This window comes from Arthrobacter sp. BG3, from assembly GCF_056680185.1.
Window position 1 is genome coordinate 1042767 of sequence record NZ_CM155270.1, and the last position, 25459, is coordinate 1068225.

15 protein-coding genes and 2 rRNA genes are annotated in these 25459 nt (G+C 66.1%); 10 read left to right on the forward strand and 7 right to left on the reverse strand.

The window, feature by feature from the left end; genetic code table 11:
• Positions 1-20 precede the first annotated feature (20 nt).
• Positions 21-1400 (reverse strand): phenylacetate--CoA ligase family protein, encoded by a 1380-nt coding sequence (locus tag AC1MFL_RS04605; protein ID WP_479813675.1) that lies wholly within the window; start codon positions 1398-1400, stop codon positions 21-23.
• Between the two features lie 249 nt (positions 1401-1649).
• Here AC1MFL_RS04605 and AC1MFL_RS04610 point away from each other — a divergent pair, with 249 nt between their 5' ends.
• Together AC1MFL_RS04610 and AC1MFL_RS04615 are read left to right on the forward strand one after the other, a co-directional pair.
• Positions 1650-3086, forward strand: a complete 1437-nt coding sequence (locus AC1MFL_RS04610) for a flotillin family protein (RefSeq protein ID WP_479813676.1) — start codon at positions 1650-1652, stop codon at positions 3084-3086.
• Positions 3086-3334: a hypothetical protein gene (locus AC1MFL_RS04615; RefSeq protein ID WP_479813677.1), complete on the forward strand. Its 249-nt coding sequence runs from the start codon at positions 3086-3088 to the stop codon at positions 3332-3334. The genes AC1MFL_RS04610 and AC1MFL_RS04615 overlap by 1 nt, the downstream gene beginning before the upstream one ends.
• Here AC1MFL_RS04615 and AC1MFL_RS04620 read toward each other — a convergent pair.
• Positions 3331-3510, reverse strand: coding sequence for a hypothetical protein (locus tag AC1MFL_RS04620; protein ID WP_479813678.1), 180 nt, complete (start codon positions 3508-3510; stop codon positions 3331-3333). The two genes, AC1MFL_RS04615 and AC1MFL_RS04620, sit on opposite strands and share 4 nt — an antisense overlap.
• Before the next feature lie 699 nt (positions 3511-4209).
• On the opposite strand from AC1MFL_RS04620, the gene AC1MFL_RS04625 reads away from it, so the two are divergent.
• The 5 genes from AC1MFL_RS04625 (at position 4210) to AC1MFL_RS04645 (ending at position 13423) form a co-directional block, all read left to right on the forward strand.
• A complete protein-coding gene (locus tag AC1MFL_RS04625; RefSeq protein WP_479813679.1) occupies positions 4210-5358 on the forward strand; it encodes a glycosyltransferase family 4 protein in 1149 nt (382 codons plus the stop codon).
• Entirely contained in the window at positions 5355-6758 is a 1404-nt protein-coding gene (locus tag AC1MFL_RS04630; protein WP_479813680.1) for a UDP-glucose dehydrogenase family protein, read from the forward strand. The genes AC1MFL_RS04625 and AC1MFL_RS04630 overlap by 4 nt, the downstream gene beginning before the upstream one ends.
• A 151-nt stretch (positions 6759-6909) precedes the next feature.
• Complete coding sequence (locus AC1MFL_RS04635; protein WP_479813681.1) at positions 6910-9048, forward strand: putative bifunctional diguanylate cyclase/phosphodiesterase; 2139 nt, start codon at positions 6910-6912, stop codon at positions 9046-9048.
• Positions 9049-9165: 117 nt separating this feature from the next.
• Positions 9166-11349, forward strand: coding sequence for a putative bifunctional diguanylate cyclase/phosphodiesterase (locus AC1MFL_RS04640; protein ID WP_479813682.1), 2184 nt, complete (start codon positions 9166-9168; stop codon positions 11347-11349).
• 181 nt (positions 11350-11530) lie between these two features.
• Positions 11531-13423 (forward strand): EAL domain-containing protein, encoded by a 1893-nt coding sequence (locus tag AC1MFL_RS04645; protein WP_479813683.1) that lies wholly within the window; start codon positions 11531-11533, stop codon positions 13421-13423.
• Positions 13424-13465: 42 nt separating this feature from the next.
• Here AC1MFL_RS04645 and AC1MFL_RS04650 read toward each other — a convergent pair whose 3' ends face one another.
• Positions 13466-14125, reverse strand: a complete 660-nt coding sequence (locus AC1MFL_RS04650) for a response regulator transcription factor (protein WP_479813684.1) — start codon at positions 14123-14125, stop codon at positions 13466-13468.
• On the reverse strand, positions 14122-15462 hold the full coding sequence (locus AC1MFL_RS04655; protein ID WP_479813685.1) for a sensor histidine kinase: 1341 nt from the start codon (positions 15460-15462) through the stop codon (positions 14122-14124). Before AC1MFL_RS04655 ends, AC1MFL_RS04650 begins: the two co-directional genes overlap by 4 nt.
• Positions 15463-15654: 192 nt before the next feature.
• Here AC1MFL_RS04655 and AC1MFL_RS04660 point away from each other — a divergent pair, with 192 nt between their 5' ends.
• Positions 15655-16788 (forward strand): ABC transporter permease, encoded by a 1134-nt coding sequence (locus AC1MFL_RS04660; RefSeq protein ID WP_479813686.1) that lies wholly within the window; start codon positions 15655-15657, stop codon positions 16786-16788.
• A 99-nt stretch (positions 16789-16887) separates the two neighbouring features.
• Positions 16888-17619, forward strand: a complete 732-nt coding sequence (locus AC1MFL_RS04665; protein ID WP_479813687.1) for an ABC transporter ATP-binding protein — start codon at positions 16888-16890, stop codon at positions 17617-17619.
• 50 nt (positions 17620-17669) lie between these two features.
• On the opposite strand, the gene AC1MFL_RS04670 is transcribed toward AC1MFL_RS04665, so the two are convergent.
• Complete coding sequence (locus AC1MFL_RS04670) at positions 17670-18518, reverse strand: SDR family NAD(P)-dependent oxidoreductase (protein ID WP_479813688.1); 849 nt, start codon at positions 18516-18518, stop codon at positions 17670-17672.
• 654 nt (positions 18519-19172) lie between these two features.
• Here AC1MFL_RS04670 and AC1MFL_RS04675 point away from each other — a divergent pair.
• Positions 19173-21548, forward strand: coding sequence for an FG-GAP-like repeat-containing protein (locus tag AC1MFL_RS04675; protein ID WP_479813689.1), 2376 nt, complete (start codon positions 19173-19175; stop codon positions 21546-21548).
• A 96-nt stretch (positions 21549-21644) separates the two neighbouring features.
• Here AC1MFL_RS04675 and rrf read toward each other — a convergent pair.
• Positions 21645-21761, reverse strand: a 5S ribosomal RNA gene (gene rrf / locus AC1MFL_RS04680).
• 207 nt (positions 21762-21968) lie between these two features.
• Positions 21969-25103 (reverse strand): 23S ribosomal RNA (locus tag AC1MFL_RS04685).
• Between the last annotated feature and the right edge of the window lie 356 nt (positions 25104-25459).

Here is a 25459-nt window from a genome sequence, read left to right on the forward strand (position 1 = left end):
GTTCCGGAGGCCGCCCGCGCTCAAGCGGACCAGACCTGCCGGAACTTGCCGCTGCGGTCGGGCCGGGGCTGCTCATCTGCATGTTCGATGGCGACAGTTCCGGCACCTTGGGCCGCGAAGAAGCTGCCCAGCCGCTCCTCGACTGCTTTCTGCACCTGCGTCCTGTCGGCACCCGGCGCAAGCTCCAGCCGCAGGCGCAGGGCATCCGGGCCGGTGCGGATTGCCTGGAAGCGGCGCACCCCGGCGGTCTCCTCGACCACCGTCCCCAGTGCAAGCGGCAGGACCGTGACCTGTCGACCGTCGGGCGCCCCGAAGGAGAGCAAGTCCCCGGAACGGCCTTCGATTTTCACTGCAGGAAAAGGACTGCCGCAGGGGCACGGGGATGTGGCAATCGTGACCCGGTCTCCGAGGTCGTAGCGGATTATGGGCTGCACCCGGTTGGCCAGGTTGGTGACCAGTACCGTGTGGGAGGTGACGCCGTCGGGCACCGGCCGGTAGTCCGCGTCCACCGGCTCGAGGATGTGCCAGTCAGAATTGACGTGGAACGCGCCGCACCGGCACCGGCTGGTCAGGGCAGGGACTTCCGAGGAAAGGTAGCGTTCGGTGATCCTGCAGCCGAGCGCCGCTCCGATCTCGGCGCGTCCGGCAGAGGACAGGTTCTCGCCGGAACTAATGGCCAGGACGGGACGGATCCGTAACCGCCCGGCCGTTTGCTCCGCGGCCAGCTGCAGCATCGCGCTCGGATAGCCGTAAAGCACCGTGGGCTGGAAGTCGTTGAGCTCCTGCACAAGATCGGCGAGAGGCCTCAGCACGGAGAAGACCCGGACCCGCCGGGCGATGGCGGGGCTGCGGCGCCGGGCGGATTCCGTCAGGACCACGCCCGCGAAGTGGCCGCCGCCCGCGACAAGGGCCGCGGCCCGCAGCCCATGGCGCAGAAACTCCCGCACTTCAGCAGTCCGGACCAGGGTCCGGCGCTCACGGACCCGCACCACGAGATTGACCACCACCCACGATGTCCGGTCGTGAACCAGGATGGCCGGCTCCCCGGTGGTGCCGGACGTGGTCACCACCAGGTACTTGCTGCGATAGGACCTTCCGAGCTGGGATAGGTCAGATAGCAGTTCCGCCTCGAGGTTCGCCAAGGTGATGTGCGGGTCTGTCACCCAGTCGTCAAAGTTCGCCATCAGTTCCCTTTTGCTGACATGGGGAAGCTGCTGCAGATCCGTGACGCGCTCCGGCACGTCCCGGTACAGGCGGCGGTAGTAGGGCGAAGCGGACCGCGCAAACTCCACGAGCTCCGTAAGCCGGGCGTGCTGGCGGCGGGCGATCCCTTCGGGGCCTTCCCGCTCAGCCCGCCAGAGGTCCCACGCCGTCCCGATCGCTGCGGATCCGACATGCATCGCGAATCCCTCCCCGGGACAGCACCATGGTCCCCACCCCACCTTTCCACGCCGGCGCGGTCCGCAACAGGGGCTTTTGCCCCCGCGGCATCCAATCGCTGGACTTTACGGCCGGGGGCGCATCAGACTGTCTACAACAGCTGGATTGGCGGCCCTGCACGTCCGCATTCACGTCCGGCCGGGTTCTATCGGCGGAACGGTTGGGGGCCGTGCCGCACCACCATTTCCAGCATCGTGAAAGGACCTGGTATGCCGGATTTTTCAGCCTTCGCCCCGCTGCTGGCCGTGCTCATCGGAGCGGCCGTAGTCATCGCCGTTATTTGGCTGACCACCAAACTGATGTGGAAAGTGGCTGAACCCAATGAGGCCCTCATCATCTCGGGCCTGACGCGGGGGACCCTGGAAACCAGGGAGGGAATGGACTTCAAGATCGTCACCGGCAAGGGCGCGCTGGTGTTTCCCGGGCTGCAGACCGTCAGAACCCTGTCCCTGACCCTCAATGAAACCGAGCTCAAAGTTTCCTGCGTGACATCGCAGGGCATCCAGGTGATCGTCGAAGGTGTTGTCATCTACAAGATCGGGGACGCCCCGCCGTTCATCGCCAACGCCGCGCGGCGTTTCCTCGGCCAGCAGCCGAAAATGGAAAGCCAGGTCTACAACGTTTTCGAGGGGCACCTGCGCTCGATCATCGGCAGCATGACCATGGAGGAAATCATCCGCGAGCGCGACAAGCTCGGTTCACAGGTCCGCAGCGCCAGCGGTGTGGAAATGGAAAAGCTCGGACTGGTGGTCGATTCGCTCCAGATCAAGGACCTGCAGGATCCCACAGGCTACATCGAGAACATCGCCAAGCCCCACATCGCCCAGGTCAAGATGGAGGCGCGCATCGCCGAGGCCACCCGGAACCGAGAGGCCGCAGAAAAGGAAGCCGAAGCGGAGGCGCTGATCGCGGACGCACGGAGCATCTCGGCCATCCGGCAATCCGAGGCACAGGCCAACGCCGAACGGGCCAGGGCGCAGGCCGCCCAGGCGGGCCCCCTCGCCGACGCGACGGCGCGCCAGCAGGTGGTGGTCCAGGAGACTGAAGTGGCCAAGCTGGAAGCGGACCGGGAGGAACAAAAACTGCAGACCACCGTCCGGAAGCCCGCCGACGCCAAGGCCTATGCCAAGCGCACCGATGCCGAGGGCCAGAAGTCCGCCGACATCAGCGCCGCCGAGGCGCTGGCCCGGCGCACGGAACTCGAAGCTGAGGTCAATGCCAGGCGCACGGAACTGCAGGCCAATGCCAATGCGACGGCAGCCGCAGCGGCCGCCGGGGCCACCCGGGTTACCGGCGAGGCGGAGGCGGCGGCCACCAAGGCCCGCGGCGATGCTGCTGCCTCGGCGATCAAGGCCAAGGCGTTGGCCGAGGCGGACGGCATCAAGGCACGCGCTGAGGCCCTGGGCGCCAACCAGGAAGCGGTCATATCGCAGCAGTTGGCCGAGAACATGCCGGCCATCATCGCGGCAGCAGCGGAACCCTTCGCCCACGTGGGCCAGTTGACCGTCCTCAACGGCGGCGAAGGCATCAACCGCATGATCGGCGGAATCCTGGCCCAGGTGGGAGACTATCTCCCCGCCCTCAGGTCGGCGCTGAGGAACGGCCGGGGCGATTCAAAGGGGCCCACGAAAGCTCCGGATGCGTGATGCACAAGGACGTTGACCGCAGCCTCACCGGCAGGATCGGACGGGTTACCGGACGCATCGCGCCGGGCACCATCGGCGAAGTCATGCTGCCGTTCCGTGGCGGAACAAGCGCCTTCCACGCCCACCCGTTCGACAAGGCCAGTGTCTTCGCGGTGGGCGAGGAGGTCATGGTCATCTACTACGAGCCGCCGCAAACTGTCTACGTTGATGAGCTGCCGGACGTTTTGAGGAAGGACACCCGCGGCTAGCTGCGCCACACGGAGTACGGCATGCTCGGCTGGTCGCCCGCCATCCACGGACGCTCCGCGGCCTCCCGCGGGTTTGGGCCGCGCCCGTTGCGCAAGACCATCACCACAGTGCCGGTCACACCCACCAGCACGATGATGGCCAACAGGATCAGGAAGACGACGATTGACCCGGACATTTCTGAATCACCCCTGGCTTCAATTTTACGGCGGATTTGTTGGCCGGGGTCGGGCGGAGCGTGCGCCCATATCCCGAATCTGGCCTATATATTTGGGTCCGGCTTAGCGGCCATCCCTATATTTGGGTCCGGCTTAGCGGCCATCCCTGGCGAATCGACGCCCGCAGTCTGGAGCCGTAAGGTCCGCGGCGGGACAGTGTCATCCATTTGCCGCAAATGGTCGCTTTGCGGGGTGGTTTAGCGGCCATCCCTGGCGAATCGATTCCTTGTTCGGGTGTCCGGCCGGTCAGCCATCCAACGTTGACGCCTGTTCTGCCCTCACGCGAGGGCTGCCCGGAACAATCTCCAGGGCTTGGCCAGTCCCCGGACCAGCCCCTGGCGGACATGCTCATTTCTTTGCGGGAACGAGCGCGCATATGGGCACTATGTCCACTCCTGAACCCAGTCGCTGACAGGTCCCGGCTGGACATGCCCATTGTTCGCTACAGCGAGCGCGCATATGGGCACTATGTCCACTCCTGAACCCGGCGGGAGGGCATGCTCAGTGGGCGGCCTGGGCTCGCGTGTGCTCCCCAACCACCCACCCAACCCGGGTCCGAACCCCCGGCCGGGCTGAGCACCCGCCCTGTTAACCCACTCTTCCCTCCCCCGCCATGCGCCCGCCCCCGCCCCGAAAGCCTGCCCGCGCACCGTGGAGGGGTGAGGATCGCAATTGTTGCTGAGTCATTCCTGCCGCTAATGAACGGGGTTACGCACTCCATCCTGCGGGTCCTGGAGCATCTGCAGGAACGCGGAGACGACGTGCTCGTGATCGCGCCGTCCACGCAGGACGCGGAGGCCCCCACCGAGGTCTGCGGGGCGCATGTCCACCGGCTGCCCTCGGTTCCGCTGGCCGGCTACGCGAACGTGCGGGTGGCGATGGGCGGTGTCAATCGGGTCAAGCGAATCCTTGCCGAATATGCACCGGACGTGGTCCACCTGGCGTCGCCGTTCGTGCTCGGCTGGCGCGCGGCGCAGGCCGCCCACCAGCTGGGGATCCCCACCTTAGCCATCTACCAGACCGAGGTCCCGGGCTACGCCGGGCGCTACGGCGTCCCCTTCCTGGAGAACTGGGCCTGGAACCGGGTGGAGAACATCCACCTGCTCGCCTCCCGGACCCTCGTCCCCTCCAGCTTCGCGCTCAACCAGCTCCGCGGCCGCGGCATTCCGCGGGTCGAGATGTGGCGGCGCGGAGTGGATACGCAGCGGTTCTCCCCGGACAAGCGCGACGCCGGATGGCGGGCCGCCGTCGCCCCGGCCGGCGAGCGCATCATCGGCTACGTCGGCCGGCTCGCGGTGGAAAAGCAGGTGCAGGACCTCGCGGTGCTGGCCGATATTCCCGGCACCCGGCTGGTGATCGTGGGCGACGGACCGCAGCGCCAGGCCCTCGGGGCAGCCCTGCCCGACGCGGTCTTCACCGGATTCCTTGGCGGCGAGGAACTGGCCCGGGCCGTGGCGTCCTTCGATCTCTTCGTGCACCCCGGCGAGTTCGAGACCTTCTGCCAGACCATCCAGGAGGCGATGGCCTCGGGCGTGCCGGTGGTCGCCACGGGCCGCGGCGGGCCGCTGGACCTCGTCGAGAACTCCCGCACCGGCTGGCTGTACAAACCGGGCGACCTGGCCGCGCTGCGGAACCACGTGGTGGATCTGATCGGCGACGACGCCAAGCGCCGCGCGTTCGCCGCGGCGGCCCACGCCTCGGTCCAGGGCCGGACGTGGTCCGCCCTCGGTGCCGAACTGGTCCAGCACTTCCACGCGGTCCTCGCCGCCGACATCGCCGCCACATCACCCCAAGGAGTCGCCCTGTGAGAATTTCCGTGATCGGCTGCGGTTACCTGGGGGCCGTGCACGCGGCCACCCTCGCGTCGATGGGCCACAGCGTGGTGGGGATCGACGTCGACGCCGCCAAGGTCGAGCAGCTGGGCCGCGGCGCGGCGCCGTTCTTCGAACCGGGGCTGGACGAACTCCTGCGGGACGGCATCGCCACCGGCCGGCTCAGCTTCTCCACGGACTTCGCCGACGCCGCCGGCGCCGAGCTGCATTTCCTCTGCGTGGGCACTCCGCAGTCCAAGACCTCCGACGGCGCCGACCTCAGTTACCTTGTCGCGGCCACTCGGGCGCTCCTCCCCCATCTGGCCGCAGGGTCCGCTGTGGTGGGCAAGTCCACCGTTCCGGTGGGAACGGTGGACATGCTCAGTGGTGTGCTGGGCGAGCGCCCGGACGTGCTGCTGGGCTGGAACCCCGAATTCCTGCGCCAGGGCACCGCGGTCAGGGACTCGCTGGTCCCGGACCGCCTGGTCTACGGCGTCCCCGGGGACGGCACGACCGGCGAAGCCATCACCGCGGCCCTCGATACCGTCTACGCGCCCCTGCTGGCCGCCGGGATCCCGCGGCTGGACTGCAACTTCGCCACCGCGGAACTGATCAAGTCGGCATCGAACGCATACCTCGCCACCAAGCTCAGCTTCATCAACGCCATGGCCGAACTCTGCGACGCCACAGGCGCCGACGTGCAGCAGCTTGGCTCGGCGATGGGCCTTGATCCGCGCATCGGCAGCCGGTACCTGCACGCCGGCCTGGGTTTCGGCGGCGGCTGCCTGCCCAAGGACATCCGCTCCCTCCGGGTCCAGGCCGCCGGGCTGGGCGTCGATTCGGTGGACCAATGGATGGGCGTGGTGGATTCCATCAACCGCGACCAGCGGTCCCGCACCGTCGAACTGGCCCGGGAACTGTGCGGCGGCCAGCTCAGCGGCCGCCGGGTCACGGTGCTCGGCGCTGCCTTCAAGCCGGACACGGACGATATCCGGGACTCCCCCGCCCTGGACGTTGCCCTCCAGCTGGCATCGCACGGCGCCCATGTCACGGTGACCGACCCTGCCGCGATCAACAACGCGTGGCTCCGCTGTCCGCAGCTGCGCTTCGAGCCGTGCACGTCCCAGGCGCTGGAGGGGGCCGAACTCGTTCTGCTGCTGACCGAATGGGACGAATACGCCTCGCTTCAGCCGGCCGACACCGGCGCCCTGGTCCGGCGCCGGATTCTGCTGGACGCCCGGAACGTCGTCGACGCCTCCGTCTGGGAAGCGGCGGGCTGGACGGTCCGCGGCCTGGGCCGGGGCCGCGAAACCTGCCCGGGCGCCACCCGCCCGGGCGCGGCCGCGGGCCACCGGCCGGTTCAGTCCAGCGCAACCGCCGAGGCTCCAACCCCCTGAAGCCCGCCCTGTGACGCCCAGCCGCTGAAGCCCGGCCGTGGAAACGCCGGGCCCACGTGGTCAGCGCCCAGCCGGAAGGCCCCTATGATTTCCAGAGGGGAGGACTCTATATGAACTACCGGTGGTCTCAAATTCGCAAGGCAGTGGCTCCGTGACGGCGCCCGCGCACCCGGCGCCCGGCGTCGCGGCGGTGCTGGAATCCAGCCCCGATGCCCTCCTCGTGATCTCCGAGGACGGCATTATCCGCCTCGTCAACGCCGCCGCGGAGCGCATGTTCGGCTACTCCCGCGAGGAGCTCGTGGGCCAGGACCACCGCATGCTCGTCGCCGAAGGGTTCCGCAGCGGCTTCCACCGGCTCTTCTTCGCCCTCCGCAAGGACGCCGCCCCCAGCCTCACGCCGGTCGAGGCCTACGGGGTGCGTCGCGACGGCACCGAATTCCAGGGCGAAGTGGCCTGCTCGCTGCTGGTCCAGGATGCCGGCGACGGCCCCGCCAGCATGGCCGTCGCGGTCCGCGACACCTCCCACCGGCTCGCAGCCGATGCAGGACTCCGCGAAGCCCTGTCCCTGCTGAGCGCAACGCTGGAATCCACGGCTGATGGCATCCTCGTCGTCGGCGGCGACGGCCGGATCGCCAGCGTCAACAACCAGTTCATCTCCATGTGGGGCGTTCCGAGGGAGCTGCTGGCCACCCAGGACGACGGCGCCGTGCTGGGATTCGTCCTGGACCAGCTGGTGGACCCCGCGCAGTTCGTGGAAAAGATCGCCGCCCTCTACGCCGATCCCGCCTCCGAAAGCCACGACGTCCTGGACTTCCACGACGGCCGCACCTTCGAACGCTACTCCCGCCCGCAGAAGGTCGCGGACCGGGTGGTCGGGCGGGTATGGAGTTTCCGCGACGTGACCCCGGCCAAGGTCGCGCAGGACCGGATCACGCAGGCCATGGCCGACCTTGCCGAGCAGGCCGCCCAGCTCAAGGCCCTCGCCTTCAAGGACCCGCTGACCGGGCTGTCCAACCGGCAGCTCTTCAACGACCACCTCAAGGCAGCCCTGCGCGGGCCGTGCGGCACCGCCGTCGACGTCCTACTCCTGGACCTTGACGATTTCAAGGAGGTCAACGACATCCTTGGCCACCACGCCGGGGACCAGCTGCTGATCGAGGTCGGGCGTCGCCTCCGTGAGTGTGTACGCCCGAACGACGTTGTAGCACGCCTGGGTGGTGACGAATTCGTGGTGCTGCTGGTGGGCTCCCTGGACCCCGAAACAACCGCCGAGCGGATCGTCGCGTCCCTGAAGGCGCCCCTCTGGATCGATGGGACCATGCTGCGCCCGAGCCTCAGCCTGGGCCTGGCGTCGATCAGCGAGGACGCCGTGGACGCCTCCGAGCTGCTGCGCCGGGCCGACGTCGCAATGTACGCGGCGAAGGCGGCCGGGAAGAACCGGTACCTGCGGTTCCGGCCGGAGATGATGAAGAGCCTGGTCGAGCGCACCGAGCTGGAGGCCGGGCTGCGGCTGGCCGTGGATGCCGGCCAGATCACCGTGTACTACCAGCCGATCGTCTCGGCCCGCAGCGGCGTCGTGGTGAAGGTCGAGGCGCTGGCCCGCTGGGAGCGCGGCGGCGAAATTGTCCCGCCGGCGCAGTTCATCCCGGCGGCGGAACGCAGCGGCCTGATCGTCGAAATCGGCACCGAGGTGCTGCTGAAGGGCTGCACCGAGCTGCGGCCCTGGCTGGCGGAGGACCCCTCGCGCGCCCTCGCCGTCAACGTCTCCGGCGTGCAGCTGCAGCACGGGGACTTCGCCGAGCTGCTGCTCGCCGTCGCCCGGAACACCGGGGTGGATCCGCGGCAGCTGGTGGTCGAAGTCACCGAAAGTGTGTTCTTCCACGATGACGGCCACGTGATCCAGCAACTCACCGCCCTCCGGAACACCGGCGTGCGGGTGGCGCTGGATGACTTCGGGACCGGTTTCTCCTCGCTGGGACGGCTTCAGGGGCTCCCCGTGGACACCCTGAAGATCGACCAGTCCTTCACGGCCATGATCCACACCGGCGACGAAAAACTGCCGATCCTCAGCTGCATGATCGCCATGGCCCACGGGCTGGGCCTCAGCGTCACGGCCGAAGGCGTCGAAACGGGAGCGCAGGCCGATTACCTGATGAAACTGGACTGCAATTCGCTGCAGGGCTACCTGTTCTCCCGCCCCAAAGACGGGCCCGGCCTGCGTTCCGCCATCGCCCGGTCCAACGACGCGTTCGCCGCCCTGCGGGGAGAGCGGGTCCCCGGGCCCCGGTGACCCCGCCACCGCATGGGCCCCGGTGACCCGCCACCGCCCGGGTCCCCGGTAACCCGCACAGCCGGTGACCCGGCACTTCCGGTGGACCGGGTACTGGACAAGGGACCAGAGAACCCTATGATTCAGGAACGCATTGTCCGCGGCGCCGCCGGGACAGTCAGCAACACACCAACCGCAGCTTTGGGGGCCGGTATCGCCGTGGGAACAGGGATGGAAGAGAGCCTGCTCGAGCAGGGGCCCGATGCTTTTTTGCTGCTGACCGCGGACGGAACCATCGCCTTCGTGAATGCGGCGGCCGAACGCCTCTTTGGCTACCCGCGCGGACAGCTGCTCGGGGCGGGGCACACCATCCTGCTCTCCGAGGACGAGCGCGGCGGATTCCTGCGGGTCTTCGGCCGGCTGGGCCGCGGCAGCCTGTCCGGCCGACGGCCGTTCGCTGCGGCAGGCCGGCGTCGGGACGGCAGCGAGCTGTCCCTGGAGATCACCTGTTCGCTGGTCACGGTCGACGACGGACCGGCCATGGCGGTCGCCATCCGGGACGGCAGCCACCGCGAGGACACCGATTCGGGCCGGCGCCTGGCCGTCTCCCTCCTGGACGCCACGCTGGAATCCACCGCCGACGGGATCGTCGTCATCTCCAACGAAGGACTCATCACCGGGATCAACGACCAGTACCTGAAGCTGTGGGGCATGCCGCCGGAGCTGGTCGCCGCGGAGGATCCGACGGCGCTGGTCACCTTCATCGCCCGGCAGCTGCTTGATCCGGACTACTTCCTGCAGAAAGTCGGCGAGCTCAACGCGGACAGGGTCACACAAAGCCACGATGTGCTGGAGTTCAGGGACGGCCGCACAGTGGAGCTCTACTCCAGGCCGCAGAGGGTCGCGGACACGGTCGTGGGCCGGATCTGGAATTTCCGCGACATCAGCTCCACCCAGCGCGCCCAGGACCAGGCACGCCGGGCCCTGAAGCAACTCGCCAAGCAGGCGGAAAAACTCAAGGAACTCGCCTTCCAGGACCCGCTGACCGGACTGGCCAACCGGATCCTCTTCACCGAACGCGTCACGGCCGCGCTGCTGGACAGCAAACCGGTGCACGTGCTGCTGCTGGACCTGGATGACTTCAAGGAAGTCAACGACATCCTGGGGCACCATGCCGGGGACCAGATGCTGGTGGAGATCGCGGACCGGCTGCAGAAATGCGTCGGGCCGCACGGCACCGTGGCACGGCTCGGCGGGGATGAGTTCGTCGTCCTGCTGATCGACTGCAACGATTCCGACGCCGTGGCCCAGCGGATCGTGGCCACCCTGAACGCCCCGTTCTCCATCGAGGGCACCCTGCTGCGGCCTGGCCTCAGCCTCGGGGTAGCCTCGCGCGGCGCCGGGCCCATGACGTCCTCCGAGCTGTTGCGGCAGGCGGACCTGGCCATGTACGCCGCCAAGGAAGCCGGCAAGAACTGCTACCTGCGCTTCCGCCCGGAGATGCTCACCGAGCTGCTGGCGAGGACCCAGCTGACCGCCGGGCTGAGGCGTGCCGTGGAACTGGGGCAGATCGTCGTGCACTACCAGCCCGTGGTGTCCACCGAACTGCTCGAGGTCGTGCAGTTCGAAGCCCTGGCCCGCTGGCAGTTCGAGGGGAAGCTGATGCCCCCGGACGAGTTCATCCGGACCGCGGAACGCAGCGGCCTGATCCGGGACATCGGGGCGGAGGTGCTTCGCCGCAGCTGCACCGAGCTGCAGCCCTGGCTTGCGGAGGACCCCTCCCGGAGCCTGGCGGTGAACGTTTCCGGCGTGCAGCTGCTGCACCGGGACTTCGCCGAGCGCGTCCTGGACATTGCGGCGTGGGGCAACGTGAGTCCGCACCAGCTGGTGCTGGAGGTGACGGAGAGCGTGTTCTTCGATCCCCGGTCCCACGTCATCGCCCAGCTCGAGAGCCTCCGCGGGGCCGGGATCCGGGTGGCGCTGGACGATTTCGGCACCGGCTACTCCTCGCTGGGCCGTCTGCAGGCGCTCCCGGTGGACATCGTCAAGATCGACAAGTCGTTCGTCTCGATGCTCCGCACCGGGGCGGAGAAGCTGCCGATCCTGACCTCGATGATCCACATGGCCCTTAGCCTGGGCCTGAAGGTCACAGCCGAGGGCATTGAAACCCCGGAGCAGGCCCACTACCTGATCGCCCAGGGCTGCGATGCCCTGCAGGGCTTCCTCTTCTCCCGCCCCGAGCCCGAACACCGCCGGGAGCTGGGCATCCGCAACACTGCCGCCGCCGTCGCCGCGCTGGCTGCTGCTTCCCCTCGCGGATAACCGCCGGTCCGGGCCGCTCCGATCCGGAACCTCTGCGGCGCGTCTCCTTCTTGGGCGCGGCACCAGGCGGATCGCACCGGAACCGGCGCCGGGCGCATATGCTTCAGGGAGCGCAGCCCGCCCTGTTCTCCGCAGCGGCGGCTGCCACCCGTATCCTTCGGCTTGGGGGCTGGCAGAAATCATGGAATCAGGACTCGCACAGCTGCTGCTGCAGCACGGCCCGGACCCGCTGCTGCTCCTCGATCCCGACGGGTCCGTTTCCTTCCTGAACACCGCCGCGGAGGAGCTCTTCGGCTACTCCCGCTCAGAGTTGCTGGGCACGGACTCCGGCCTGCTCCTTGCCGAGGCCTCGCGCCCGGGCTTCCTCTCCCTCCTCGCCGGGCTGGGCCACTCCACGCCCCGCCCCGGCCGGCCGTTCGCCGGCTCCGGCCGCCGCGCCGACGGTACCGAAGTCCCGGTGGAAATCACCTGCGCGCTGCTGCCCGCCGGCGCCGTGGCAGGTTCGGCGGCACCGTCGGTCGCGCTCTCGGTCCGCAGCGCCGTCCCCCGCCCTGAGCCGGTCCAAACGGAGCCGGTCCAAACGGAGCCGATCCAGAAGGAACCCCACCAAAAGGAACCCGGCCACAAGGAGCCCCGCCACAACCAGCCGTACGACGACGGCACCACAGCGGGCGGGGCGGCGCCCCGCCGTCGTGCGTCGGCTGCGTCAACAGCCGTTCCCGCCACGTCCGCCGAACTCGACGACCTGGTCCGGGCCGGAGTGCTGCGCGACGCGCTGACCGCACTGCCCAACGGCACGCTGTTCAACGACCGCCTGGCCGCGGCGCTCCGCCGCCGGGACCCGGTGGACGTGCTGCTGCTGCACCTGGATGACTTCAAGAACCTCGGCGACAGGCTGGGCCGGTCCGCCGCGGATGAGCTGCTGGTGGAGGTCGCGCGCCGGCTGCGCAACTGCGTGCGGCCGCACGACACCGTGGCCCGCCTCGGCGGCGACGAATTCGCGGTGCTGCTCACGGAGTGTCTCAACGCGGACGCCGTGGCCGCCAGGATCGCCGCGGCCCTGCACGAGCCGCTGCGCGTCGCCGGCTCCGTGGTCCGGCCCGGCCTCAGCATGGGACTCGCCTCCCGCACCGGGGAAACGCCCGGCGGCGCGGAACTGCTGCGGCAGGCCGACGCCGCCATGACCGCCGCCAAGCAGGCGCCCGGAACTGCCGGCGCTGCCGGCACTGCCGGCACCTGGCTGCGGTTCCGGCCGGCCATGCTGGGTCCCGGCGCCAGCGGCGCCGACACGGAGACGGGGCTGCGTCGGGCGGTGGAACTGGGACAGATTTCGGTCCTGTTCCAGCCGGTTGTTGCCCCTGCCCAGCTCACGGTGGTGCACTTCGAGGCGTTCGCGCGGTGGGAAGACCATGGCCGGGTGGCCCCGCCGCAGGAGTTCCTGCCGGCCGCGGAGCAGGGCGGCCTGATCCCGGAAATCGGCGATGAGGTCCTGCGCCGCGCCTGCACCGATATCCTGCCCTGGCTGGCCGCCGTCCCCGCCTGCAGCGTCGCGGTGAACGTCTCAGGCCTGCAGTTACGGCAACGCGACTTCGCCGCCCACGTGCTGGCCATCGTGGCGGCCGCCGGGGTGGAGCCGGGCCGGCTGATGCTGGAACTGGCCGAGAGCGTCTTCTTCGATGCCGACTCGGACGTGCTGCGCCAGTTGCACCGGCTCCGGGAAACCGGTGTGCGGATCGCGATGGACTGCTTCGGACCGGCCTACTCCCCCCTGAACCGGCTGGCGGGACTGCCGCTGGACAAGGTCAAAATCGACCGCTCCATGGTGGCGATGATCAGGACCGGCCAGGAACGGCTGCCGTTCTTCAGCACCGTGATCGGCTCCGCCCACGCGCTGGGCCTGTTGGTCACGGCCGAGGGCATCGAAACACCGGCCCAGGCCACCTTCCTGACGGACCTCGGCTGCGACTCCCTGCAGGGCTCCCTGTTCGGTGCCCCGGCCCCGGCCAGTGAGCTGGCCGGGGCAATGGAGACCGCACTGACCGCGCTCGGGAACCTCGGGAGCCGGCGGGCCTAACCTACGCCGGGGTCCCGGCGGCGAACACGGCCTGCACCGGCCTCATGCCTGCTGGCCCGGGGAACGGATGATGCGGCGCTGGGTGGCAGCAGCGATGGCGGCTGTGCGGTTGTCCACGCCGAGTTTGCCGTAGATATGCACGAGGTGTGTCTTCACCGTTGCCTCGGAGATGAAGACCTGTTTGGCGATCGCCCGGTTGGACAGCCCGGTCGCCAGCAGCTCGAGCAATTGGACTTCCCTGGGCGTGAGGGCCGTAGCAGGATTGCTGATCCGGCCCATCAGCAGGGCCGCAACCCTCGGTGCCAGCGCCGTCTGGCCCGCGGCGGCTGCCAGCACGGCCTGGCGGATCTGTTCCGGAGGTGCGTCCTTGAGCATGTATCCGCTGGCTCCCGCTTCCACGGCGGCCAGGATATCGGCGTCCGTGTCGTAGGTGGTCAGGATCAGGACCGGTGGAGGATCGTCCAGGAGCCTGATCTGCGCGGTGGCAGTGACTCCGTCCATGCCGGCACCCATTTGCAGGTCCATGAGCACGACGTCGACCCGGTCGCCCAGGATTTGCAGCCGCTTCAGTTCCTTCAGTGCCGCATCGCCGTCGGCGGCTTCAGCGGCAACAGCGATGCCCTCGAATTCGGTAAGCATGGCCCGCAGCCCGGCCCTGACCACCGGATGGTCATCGACCAGCAGGATCCGGATCTCGTTCATTGTTCTCCCCTCCCGGGCTCGTCGTCCAGGGGCAGACGGACGGCCACCACCGTCCCCTCCCCGGGGGCTGTTTCGAGTTCGAGGGAGCCGTGCAGCGCCGCCACCCGTTCCTGCAGCGACCGGATCCCGAAACCGCTTCCGTCCGCCCGGGCCTTCATCCGGGCGGCCACCCCGGCGGGGTCGAAGCCGACACCGTCATCATAGATGTCCATGGTCACCTCACTTCCCAGAAAGGCCACCGTCACGACGGCGTTGCTGGCGTTGGCGTGGTCCGTGACATTGGCGAGGCTGGCCTGGGCGGCCCGGAGCAGCGTCACCCGGTACGGCTGCGGCAGCTCTACGGGATCGCCGTCGAGTTCGAGCCGGCAGCGCAGGGCGACGCCCCGGGCGGCGGAGCTGGTTTCAGTGGTGGCGCAGAGCCGGCGCAGGCTTTCCACCAGGGAGGATTCCTGCAGCTGCGGGGACGAAAGTCCGCGGACGAAATTCCGGGCTTCGGCCAGGTTCTCCGAGGCGGTCCGCTGCACCAGCGCGAAGCGTGCGGCGGCGGTGGCGGCGTCTCCATCCGCGAGCGATTTTTCCGCCGCGCGGGCCACCAGCACGATGCTCGAGAACCCCTGGGCGAGCGTGTCATGGATTTCCCGGGCCAGCCGTTCGCGCTCGGCCAGGACGCCGGCGCCATGCTGGGATGCCGCCAGTTCCGCCCGGGTCCGGCGGAGTTCATCGGCTGCACGGCGCTGGTTCTCCGCCTCACGGTAGAGCGCCTGGTAGGCCAGACCGGTCACGACGGCGAACCCCGCCCCAAACGCCGGACCGAGGACAACCGCGGCCTGCGGGACGGGCAGTCCGCTGGCGGCCCATTGGGCGGCAATGACCGCCGCCGTCATCAGCGTGATCGTCAACAAAGCCGTCCGGCGCGGCAGCAGGTGCAGGTGCAGGAAGAAAAGCGGAAACGCCAGCCAGGAGAAATCGGCGCTCCCGGCCAGCAGGACGGCCCACAGGGCGGTGATGATTCCCAGCCAGAGGACACCGTAGCGGCGCGGATCGAAACCCGTGCCGCCGGCGGCGAAACGCTTTTCCAGGATCGTGCCGGTCAGGTAAACCCCGGCCAGAACAAACGCTGTCCCCGCCAGGACATACCGGAAAGGGCCTTCGCCACCGGAAACCACCATCCTCAGGACAGCCACACCGAGCAGGGCGGCGAAGCCGACGTGCAGGGTCACCCGCAGGACACGCAAAATCGCGACAGAGGGCGCGGAGTCCAAGCCCCTGAGCGGGTCATCACCGGATCCGGTGGGGCCGGTCCCGGCTAGGGAAAGCAGGGATTCTGTGGCAGGCATTGGATCAGCCTATGTGCGTCCGGCCCGTGCGGGATCAACCAAATGGTTGATACGGGGGTCAACCCTTCTTCCGTCCCGTATCAACCACCTGCGCGATGGCGCCGGCGCGGGCCCACGGGAGAGTGGAGCCAGAGCCATTCGGGCTGCAGCGTCCCCCACTGAAAAGCGTCCCCCACTGAAAGAAGAACAACCGTGTTTCTTGCTATCCGCGACATCCGCTTTGCCAAGGGCAGGTTCGCCCTGATGGGCGGCGTCGTTGCCCTGATCACCCTGCTGCTGGTCATGCTCTCGGGGCTGACTGCCGGCCTCGGGGACCAGTCAACCTCTGCCATTGACAAACTCGGTGCCCCTGGCGGTACCGGAGCCGCCGCCAGGGCAGTGGACAGCATCGTCTTTGGTGCCCCCGGCACCAACGAGCCAAAGGCCTCCTTCACCGAAAGTGAAGTCACCGCCGCGCAGGTTGAGGGCTGGAAGAACCGGGCCGGCGTTCAGGACGCCGAGGCCCTGGGGATCAGCCAGACCCGGTTCCAGGCCGTGGCCGCGGACACCGGGGCGGGCACCGGCACCACCAACGTCGCCGTTTTCGGCGTCGCGCCGGACGGCCAGCTTGCGCCGTCGGCCGTCACTGCCGGCACTGTTGTGATCGGCAAGACCGTGGCCAAGGCCCTTTCCCTGGACACCGGGGACAAGGCCAGCGTCGGAGGGACCGAACTGACCGTCAGCGCCGTCGTCGAGGACCAGTGGTACTCCCACACCAGCGTCGTCTGGACGGCCCTTCCCACCTGGTCCAAGCTCGCGCACCTGACCGACCCGGAGCAGCTCGGAACCGTCGCCGCCGTCACGTACGAGGCCGGCGCCGCCGTTGACGAGGCCGCTGCCAACGCCGCGGCCCACACCGTGAGCACCTCGCGCACCGGGTCGTTCCAGGCACTGGGCTCCTACAAGAGCGAGAACGGCTCCCTGACCCTGATGCAGGCTTTCCTCTACGGCATCTCCGCCCTGGTGATCGTGGCGTTCCTGACCGTCTGGACCGTCCAGAGGACCCGCGACATCGCGGTCCTGAAAGCCATGGGCGGATCCAGCGCCTACATCCTGCGGGACGCCATCACCCAGGCCGCAATCGTCCTGCTCGCCGGAGCCGGAATCGGCGGCGGGATCGGCGTCCTCGGCGGCTTCTTCGCCGCCCAGGCAGCCCCCTTCCTGGTCACCCCCGCAACAACGCTCCTGCCCATCCTCGGAATCATCACCCTCGGCCTGGCCGGTGCGGCACTGGCCGTCCGCCGCGTCACCAAGGTCGACGCCCTCATCGCCCTCGGCGGGAACTGAACCCTCCCCGGCAGGAACCGAACCCTCCACATCGCGTTGGCCGCGTCCGCGGCTGCGCCGCCGGTCTGCCCCCGGCATTTTCTGAAAGGAAGCCACATCATGTCCTCCGCCTCCAGTCTTCCCGAGACACGACCCTCCGCACGGGGCCCCCTGAACCTCGTCAATGTCACCCTCGAATACCCGGACGGGGACGGAACCATCAAAGCCCTGGACACCGTAAACCTCACCGTCGGGGCAGGCCAGATGGTCTCCCTCGTCGGCCCGTCCGGGTCCGGCAAATCCAGTCTTCTGGCCGCCGCCGCCACCCTCGTCCGGCCCACCCGCGGACTGGTGGTCATCGACGGCACCGACGCCACCGGCCTCGGCGACAAGGAGCTCACCGCGTTGCGGCGGGAGAAGATCGGCATCATCTTCCAGCAGCCGAACCTGCTCGCGTCCCTGACCGCAGCCGAACAGCTCATCATCGGCGACCACCTGCGCGGAAAGCCGCTCAAATCCGCCCGCGCAAAGGCGGCGGGCCTGCTCGACGTCGTCGGGCTCAGCTCCAGCGCCGACAAACGTCCGCACCAGCTCTCCGGCGGGCAGCGCCAGCGGGTCAACATCGCCCGCGCCCTGATGGGCGATCCCAAGGTCCTGCTCGTGGACGAACCCACCGCGGCCCTGGACCACGAACGCAGCGACTCCATCGTCCGGCTGCTGCGCCGCGTCACCGACGACTTTATGGTCGCCACCGTCATGGTCACCCACGACACCGAATTCGTCCCGCTGACCGACTCGGTGGCCACCATGCGCGACGGAAAGCTCACCGCCCCCGTGCTGACGACGCTCTGATACCCCGCCCGGGGGCAGCCAGCTGCCCGGGTGTTCGCGGCCCTGCCTGCCTACTGCCGGTTGTCCAGCTCGTCGAGGTCCGTGCCCACCATGGCCGCGCTGCGCTCCCACAGCTCCCGGGCAAGCCCGGGGTCGTACGCCAGCTTGTTGGCCTTCGCCAGTGCCCGCTTGGCGTAGTAGGCGCCGGAGATCCAGTCCTGCCCCGGTGCGGCGGTGGCCAGCCACACCAGCGTGTCCGCGCCCTGCTCGGGGCTCAGCATGAACCGGTTGAGGAAGCTGCGGTAGAGGAACCGGAACGGGCTGGTGGTATCCGCGGCGAAGTTGGTGGCCACGACGCCGGGGTGGAACGCCGCCGTCGAGATGCCTGCCGCGTGGTACCGGTTGTTGAGCTCGGCGGTGAAGAGGATGTTCTCCAGTTTGGCGTTCCCGTAGGCGAGGTTGGCTGAGTACTTGTTCGCCGTCTCAAGGTCGTTGAGGTCCAGCTTGCCGTAGAGCGAGTTGGCGGCGCTGGAGGTGTTGATGACGGTGGCCTTGCTGGCGGTAAGCACGTCCATCAGCCCGGTGGTGAGCAGGAACGGTGCCAGGTGGTTGATCTGGAAGGTCTTCTCGTGCCCGTCCACCGTGAGACCGCGCTGGCCCATGATGCCGCCGGCGTTGTTGGCCAGGACGTCGATCCGGGGGTACTTGTCCCTCAGCTGCGCGGCGAGCTGGCGCACCTGGGCCAGCTCCGCGAAGTCGCTGACGAAGTAATCGGCGCCGATCCCTTCCGCGACCCTCGCGGTCTTCTCCGCGGAACGCCCGACGACGACGACCCGCTCCCCCTGCTTGCTCAGGGTCCGCGCGGCGGACGCGCCGATGCCGTCGCTGGCTCCGGTGATGACAATGGTCCGTGCGGTCATGAAGTGTCCTTTGAGCGGAAGCGGCAATCGGGCTGGTCTGGATCGAGCCTACCGAACCACGGCGGTCCGGAGCCGGAGGCAAGCGGCCGGACCTGGCCAAGAAATCGGTCAGACGACGGATTGGCCTGAATTCGGGAAAGAGAAAAGCCTCGCTGCCTGGTGAATTTTCGGACGGCACCGCGGCTCCCGCCGCCACCAGCGAAAGCGCACGGACTGCACGAATTCAGAGGCATCGTCACAATTATCGGCGCCCTCCATAAACGGGTTCCGCGGCACGAAAGCAAATACTTGGTTGTTTGTTCCAAACACTGGCCTATTTCTGTGCCCCTACTTGGATCCCCGGGAGGGCCTACGTGCGCACCACCAGTTATTTGGCAACGGTGTACGCGGTCGACGATCGCAGCGCTAATTTCCGTTGAATTCCGGCGTGTTTGTCATGATACTGAACGCGTACGCTGATGCGGGGGCGAAGTCTTGAGTCAGCGTATGCCGCAGGTGCATCGAAGTTGCCAGATGTGACTGGGGGTTTCAAGGGGGGAAACGGGATCCCGGGGGCAGTCCAACCTGACACCGAAGGGTATCGCGATTTCCATTACGGTTCTTTCTCCGCCCGGAAAGAACGCAGAAAATTACAAATTCAGCATGGAAATGGCGATGAAACTCATGAACAATACGGCGATCAAGATGAAAAGAACAGCCCGCTGGCTTAGCCAGATAGTGGTATTGGCAGTAGTGGCGGCCGGGGGCCTGCTGGGAATCTCAGGCACCGCCTCGGCGGCGAGCGACTATGGCTATCCCAGCATCAGCTACTCCGGAGTGAGCAACCCGCCAACATCGGACAAACCGCAGAGCAAGCTCTGGTTCAACGGCGGATCCTGGTGGGCGGACATGTGGACCTCCGGCACGGGCTGGCAGATCTACCGGCTGGACGTGCCCACGAAGACGTGGGTCAGCACCGGCGTCACGAACGACACCCGCGCCAGCACCCTGGCGGACACCCTCTGGGACGGCACCCACCTCTACATCGCCTCCCACGTCGTGGCGGTCTCCACCGACACGTCGCCGAAGACATCCTCCTCGGGCCAGCCGGCCAAGCTGTACCGCTACAGCTTCTCCGGCGGGAAGTTCACCCTGGACAGCGGCTTCCCGACCACCATCACGAATAACAGCAGCGAGTCGATGACCATCGACCAGGACAGCACCGGGGCAATCTGGGCCACCTGGACCCAGGTCTCCGGCAACTCGACCAGCGGCTTCACCAACACCGTCTACGTCAACAAGTCCGCACCCGACGGGACCAGCTGGGGCTCCCCGTTCGTGCTTCCGGTCACCAACCCGCACCCTGCGCCGGATGACATTTCGGCGATCGTGGCCTACGGCAGCAACAAGATCGGGGTCATGTGGAGCGACCAGCTCACGGGCTCCGTCCGCTGGGCGACCCGCACCGACGGGACCAGCACCACCGCGACGTCCTCGTGGAAAGTCCAGGATGCGGCCAAGGGGAACAACACCGCCGACGACCATCTGAACCTCAAGACGCTGCAGTCCGACAATACCGGCAGGGTCTTCGCCGCGATCAAGACCGGATACAACGACGGTTCGACGGACAAGACCCTGCCGGAACTGCTCTTGCTGGTTTTCAAGCCCGGAACCGGCTCATTCACCAAGACAACCATCGCCACCATCGGTGACTGTGTGTCCCGCCCGCAGATCGTCCTGGATACCCAGAACGGCGTCGTGCATGCGTTCCACACGGCGCCCAGCAGCGGCGACAGCGGATGTGCCTTCTCCGGCGTTCCCGGCGCCGTCTATGAAAAGACGGCCCCCATGGACAACCCGGTCTTCGCGAGCGGACGCGGCACCGCGATCATCCAGGACGGCTCCTCCGCCAACATGAACGATGTGACCACCAGCAAGCAAGGTGTGGACAGCAGCACCGGCCTCGTGGTGCTGGCCAGCAACGACGTCACCAAGCGCTACTGGTTCTCCTACCGGACCCTGGAAAACAAAACCCCGCCGAAAACACCCATAGCGTCCTTTACCGCATCCCCGACGTCGGGCGAGGTCCCCCTGGATGTGGACTTCACGGACACGTCCGCGGGTTCGCCGACGGAGTGGGCCTGGGACTTCGGTGACGGCGGAACCTCCACCGAGCAGAACCCTGCGTACACCTACGACGCCGGGGGCACCTACACGGCGACCCTGACCGTCACCAACGCAGCGGGCTCGACGTCGGCCACCCAGGAGATCACCGTCGACCCGAGCGCGACCCCGATGCGTCTGAACGATTTCAACGGTGACGACAACACGGACGTGATCGCCCGCGATGCCTCGGGGCGGCTGTGGCTGTACCCGGGAACGGGGACCGGTGACTGGTTCAAACGGATTGACCTCGGCCCCGGCTGGAATGTGATGACCTCCATCGTCAGTGCCGGGGACTTCAACGATGACGGCAATGCTGACGTCATCGCCCGGGACACCAACGGGGAGCTGTGGCTCTACCGTGGGACCGGGTCCGGTGACTGGCTGCAGCGGCAGAATCTCGGGGGCGGCTGGAACGTGATGACCTCCATTGTGGCGCCGGGCGATTTCAACGGCGACGGCACGCCGGACCTAATTGCCCGGGACAGCAGCGGAAGACTGTGGCTGTACCCGAACGACGGGGCCGGCGACTGGTTCAAGCGGGTTGATTTGGGCGGCGGGTGGAACATCATGAGCTCCATCGTGGCCCCCGGGGACTTCAACGCCGACCTCAAGGCCGACCTGGTCGCCCGCGACACCAGCGGGGAACTGTGGCTCTACCCGGGCAACGGCAAGAACGAATGGTTGAAGCGGGAGAGCCTCGGGGGCGGCTGGAACACCATGAACGCCATCACGGCACCCGGTGACATGGACGGCGACGACTGGCCGGACGTCATCGCCCGCGACACCACCGGGGAGCTCTGGCTCTACCCGAACGACGGGGCCGGCGACTGGTTCAAGCGGGTCGACCTCGGCTCAGGCTGGGGCCAGATGACGGCGATCCTGTAACCCAGGTCCCGTGGCTGCGGTCTTGAAAAACTGGAATAGCGCTTAAATGCGGGAGAGCCCCAACCTGTGGTTGGGGCTCTCGACCGTTTAATGATGTTCCGGCGGTGACCTACTCTCCCACACCCTCCCGGGTGCAGTACCATCGGCGCTGTGGGTCTTAGCTTCCGGGTTCGGAATGGGACCGGGCGTTTCCCCCACGCTATGACCGCCGTAACCCTTGCTCCGACACCCCCGCGGGGGGGTGTGGAAATCTGGTGTTACAACTGTGGTGTTGTTATGTTGTTGTGGTTTTGTTCCCTGGAACAAACACGCTGGTGGCGGGTTTGTTGTTTGGGAACCACATAGTGGACGCAAGCAGTCTTGTTTCTTTTTACCACCCGCTGGTGCGAACCCCTTTTGAATGGGTTCGCGGGGTGGTGTGTGGTGTAAGTTATCGGCCTATTAGTACCGGTCAGCTTCACGAGTCGTTAGTCCTCGCTTCCACATCCGGCCTATCAACCCAGTGGTCTGGCTGGGGGCCTCTCACACACAAGGTGTATGGAAATCTCATCTCGAAGCGAGCTTCCCGCTTAGATGCTTTCAGCGGTTATCCCATCCGAACGTAGCTAATCAGCGGTGCACTTGGCAGTACAACTGACACACCAGAGGTTCGTCCGTCCCGGTCCTCTCGTACTAAGGACAGCCCTTCTCAAATTTCCTGCGCGCGCAGCGGATAGGGACCGAACTGTCTCACGACGTTCTAAACCCAGCTCGCGTACCGCTTTAATGGGCGAACAGCCCAACCCTTGGGACCTACTCCAGCCCCAGGATGCGACGAGCCGACATCGAGGTGCCAAACCATGCCGTCGATATGGACTCTTGGGCAAGATCAGCCTGTTATCCCCGAGGTACCTTTTATCCGTTGAGCGACGGCCATTCCACAATGTACCGCCGGATCACTAGTCCCGACTTTCGTCCCTGCTCGAGATGTCTCTCTCACAGTCAAGCTCCCTTGTGCACTTACACTCGACACCTGATTGCCAACCAGGCTGAGGGAACCTTTGGGCGCCTCCGTTACTTTTTAGGAGGCAACCGCCCCAGTTAAACTACCCATCAGGCACTGTCCCTGACCCGGATTACGGGCCGAAGTTAGATGTCCAAAGTGACCAGAGTGGTATTTCAACGATGACTCCACCCGAACTGGCGTCCGGGCTTCAACGTCTCCCACCTATCCTACACAAGCCACTCCGAACACCAATACCAAACTATAGTAAAGGTCTCGGGGTCTTTCCGTCCTGCTGCGCGTAACGAGCATCTTTACTCGTACTGCAATTTCGCCGAGTTTATGGTTGAGACAGCGGGGAAGTCGTTACTCCATTCGTGCAGGTCGGAACTTACCCGACAAGGAATTTCGCTACCTTAGGATGGTTATAGTTACCACCGCCGTTTACTGGGGCTTGAATTCTCAGCTTCGCCTTGCGGCTAACCGGTCCTCTTAACCTTCCAGCACCGGGCAGGAGTCAGTCCGTATACATCGTCTTGCGACTTCGCACGGACCTGTGTTTTTAGTAAACAGTCGCTTCCCCCTGGTCTCTGCGGCCCCTGCACGCTCCGGACAGCAAGTGTCCATCACGATGGGGGCCCCCCTTCTCCCGAAGTTACGGGGGCATTTTGCCGAGTTCCTTAACCATAATTCTCTCGATCGCCTTAGTATTCTCTACCTGATCACCTGTGTCGGTTTGGGGTACGGGCGGCTAAAACCTCGCGTCGATGCTTTTCTAGGCAGCATAGGATCACCGAATCCCCCCTTACGGGAGTCCCATCGGATCTCAGGCATCATGAACGGCGGATTTGCCTACCGTTCGCCCTACATCCTTAGACCGGGACAACCATCGCCCGGCTCGGCTACCTTCCTGCGTCACACCTGTTAATACGCTTGCCTCCCAGGATCAGGTCCCGCGCTCCACCAAAACCCTCACACCACAAGGGCGCTCAGGCAGGCTTCGGGCAGTTAGTATCCCCTGTTCAGCATGGACGGTTTTTCGCCGGTACGGGAATATCAACCCGTTGTCCATCGACTACGCCTGTCGGCCTCGCCTTAGGTCCCGACTTACCCAGGGCAGATTAGCTTGACCCTGGAACCCTTGATCATTCGGCGGACGGGTTTCTCACCCGTCTTTCGCTACTCATGCCTGCATTCTCACTCGTGTAGGCTCCACCGCTGGTTTACACCGCGACTTCACTGCCCACACGACGCTCCCCTACCACTCCAGACGCCTGAACCAACCCACAAGGGGCGGCTTAGCAAATATCTGAAATCCACAACTTCGGCGGTGTACTTGAGCCCCGCTACATTGTCGGCGCGGAATCACTTGACCAGTGAGCTATTACGCACTCTTTTAAGGATGGCTGCTTCTAAGCCAACCTCCTGGTTGTCTTCGCAACTCCACATCCTTTCCCACTTAGCACACGCTTAGGGGCCTTAGTTGGTGGTCTGGGCTGTTTCCCTCTCGACTATGAAGCTTATCCCCCACAGTCTCACTGCTGCGCTCTCACTTACCGGCATTCGGAGTTTGGCTGACGTCAGTAACCTTGTAGGGCCCATTAGCCATCCAGTAGCTCTACCTCCGGTAAGAAACACGCAACGCTGCACCTAAATGCATTTCGGGGAGAACCAGCTATCACGAAGTTTGATTGGCCTTTCACCCCTACCCACAGCTCATCCCCTCCATTTTCAACTGAAGTGGGTTCGGTCCTCCACGACGTCTTACCGTCGCTTCAACCTGGCCATGGGTAGATCACTTCGCTTCGGGTCTAGATCACGCCACTGCAACGCCCTATTCAGACTCGCTTTCGCTACGGCTTCCCCACACGGGTTAACCTCGCGACGTAACACTAACTCGCAGGCTCATTCTTCAAAAGGCACGCCGTCACCAGAATCAGACTGGCTCCGACGGATTGTAAGCACACGGTTTCAGGTACTGTTTCACTCCCCTCCCGGGGTACTTTTCACCTTTCCCTCACGGTACTGGTCCGCTATCGGTCATTAGGGAGTATTTAGGCTTATCAGGTGGTCCTGACAGATTCACACGGGATTTCTCGGGCCCCGTGCTACTTGGGATACTCCCCGGGCGGTACACAACATTTCGGTTACGGGGCTCACACCCTCTCTGGCCGGCCTTTCAAGACCGTTCACCTATGCCTGTACTACACACCCCACTGTCCCGGCAGAGACAGAATGGGAAGTCCCACAACCCCGACCATGCAACGCCCGCCGGCTATCACACATGGAACGGTTTAGCCTGATCCGCGTTCGCTCGCCACTACTGACGGAATCACTATTGTTTTCTCTTCCTGCGGGTACTGAGATGTTTCACTTCCCCGCGTTCCCTCCACGCACCCTATGTGTTCAGATGCGGGTCACCAGGCAACTCGCGCCCCTGGCGGGGTTTCCCCATTCGGACACCCTGGGATCACAGTCCGGTTATCGACTCCCCCAGGCTTATCGCAGATTCCTACGTCCTTCTTCGGCTCCTAATGCCAAGGCATCCACCGTGTGCTCTTAAAAACTTGACCACAAAAGATCAAAAACGCTAATTTTCGAGAGAACCACGGAAACCACCACCACCGCCCCGAAGGACAACAGCGACAGATCCAGGTTCATATTCTTGGAAATTGCTTCTTATAAAAGATGCTCGCGTCCACTATGTAGTTCTCAAACAACAACCCCAAACCACACACCCCACACACTCTTCGTGCGTGCTCGATGCAGCCAGGAAACCAGAAACAAACAAAACCCGGACCCCGCGGCCTACGCCGCGAACCCCGGCCCTGTTGCCTCAGGACCCAACAGTGTGCCAAACACTAAACCGCCCGTACCCTCCCCGCCACCGTTCCAGGACCACCCCCGAAAGGAGAGTCCGTACTGGGTG

Excerpts from the sequence above, each read along its gene's own strand:
- AC1MFL_RS04605 (WP_479813675.1), bottom strand. The coding sequence starts at position 1,400 with ATGCATGTCGGATCCGCAGCGATCGGGACGGCGTGGGACCTCTGGCGG.
- AC1MFL_RS04610 (WP_479813676.1), top strand. The coding sequence starts at position 1,650 with ATGCCGGATTTTTCAGCCTTCGCCCCGCTGCTGGCCGTGCTCATCGGA.
- AC1MFL_RS04615 (WP_479813677.1), top strand. The coding sequence starts at position 3,086 with ATGCACAAGGACGTTGACCGCAGCCTCACCGGCAGGATCGGACGGGTT.
- AC1MFL_RS04620 (WP_479813678.1), bottom strand. The coding sequence starts at position 3,510 with ATGTCCGGGTCAATCGTCGTCTTCCTGATCCTGTTGGCCATCATCGTG.
- AC1MFL_RS04640 (WP_479813682.1), top strand. The coding sequence starts at position 9,166 with ATGATTCAGGAACGCATTGTCCGCGGCGCCGCCGGGACAGTCAGCAAC.
- AC1MFL_RS04645 (WP_479813683.1), top strand. The coding sequence starts at position 11,531 with ATGGAATCAGGACTCGCACAGCTGCTGCTGCAGCACGGCCCGGACCCG.
- AC1MFL_RS04650 (WP_479813684.1), bottom strand. The coding sequence starts at position 14,125 with ATGAACGAGATCCGGATCCTGCTGGTCGATGACCATCCGGTGGTCAGG.
- AC1MFL_RS04655 (WP_479813685.1), bottom strand. The coding sequence starts at position 15,462 with ATGCCTGCCACAGAATCCCTGCTTTCCCTAGCCGGGACCGGCCCCACC.
- AC1MFL_RS04665 (WP_479813687.1), top strand. The coding sequence starts at position 16,888 with ATGTCCTCCGCCTCCAGTCTTCCCGAGACACGACCCTCCGCACGGGGC.
- AC1MFL_RS04670 (WP_479813688.1), bottom strand. The coding sequence starts at position 18,518 with ATGACCGCACGGACCATTGTCATCACCGGAGCCAGCGACGGCATCGGC.
- AC1MFL_RS04675 (WP_479813689.1), top strand. The coding sequence starts at position 19,173 with ATGAAACTCATGAACAATACGGCGATCAAGATGAAAAGAACAGCCCGC.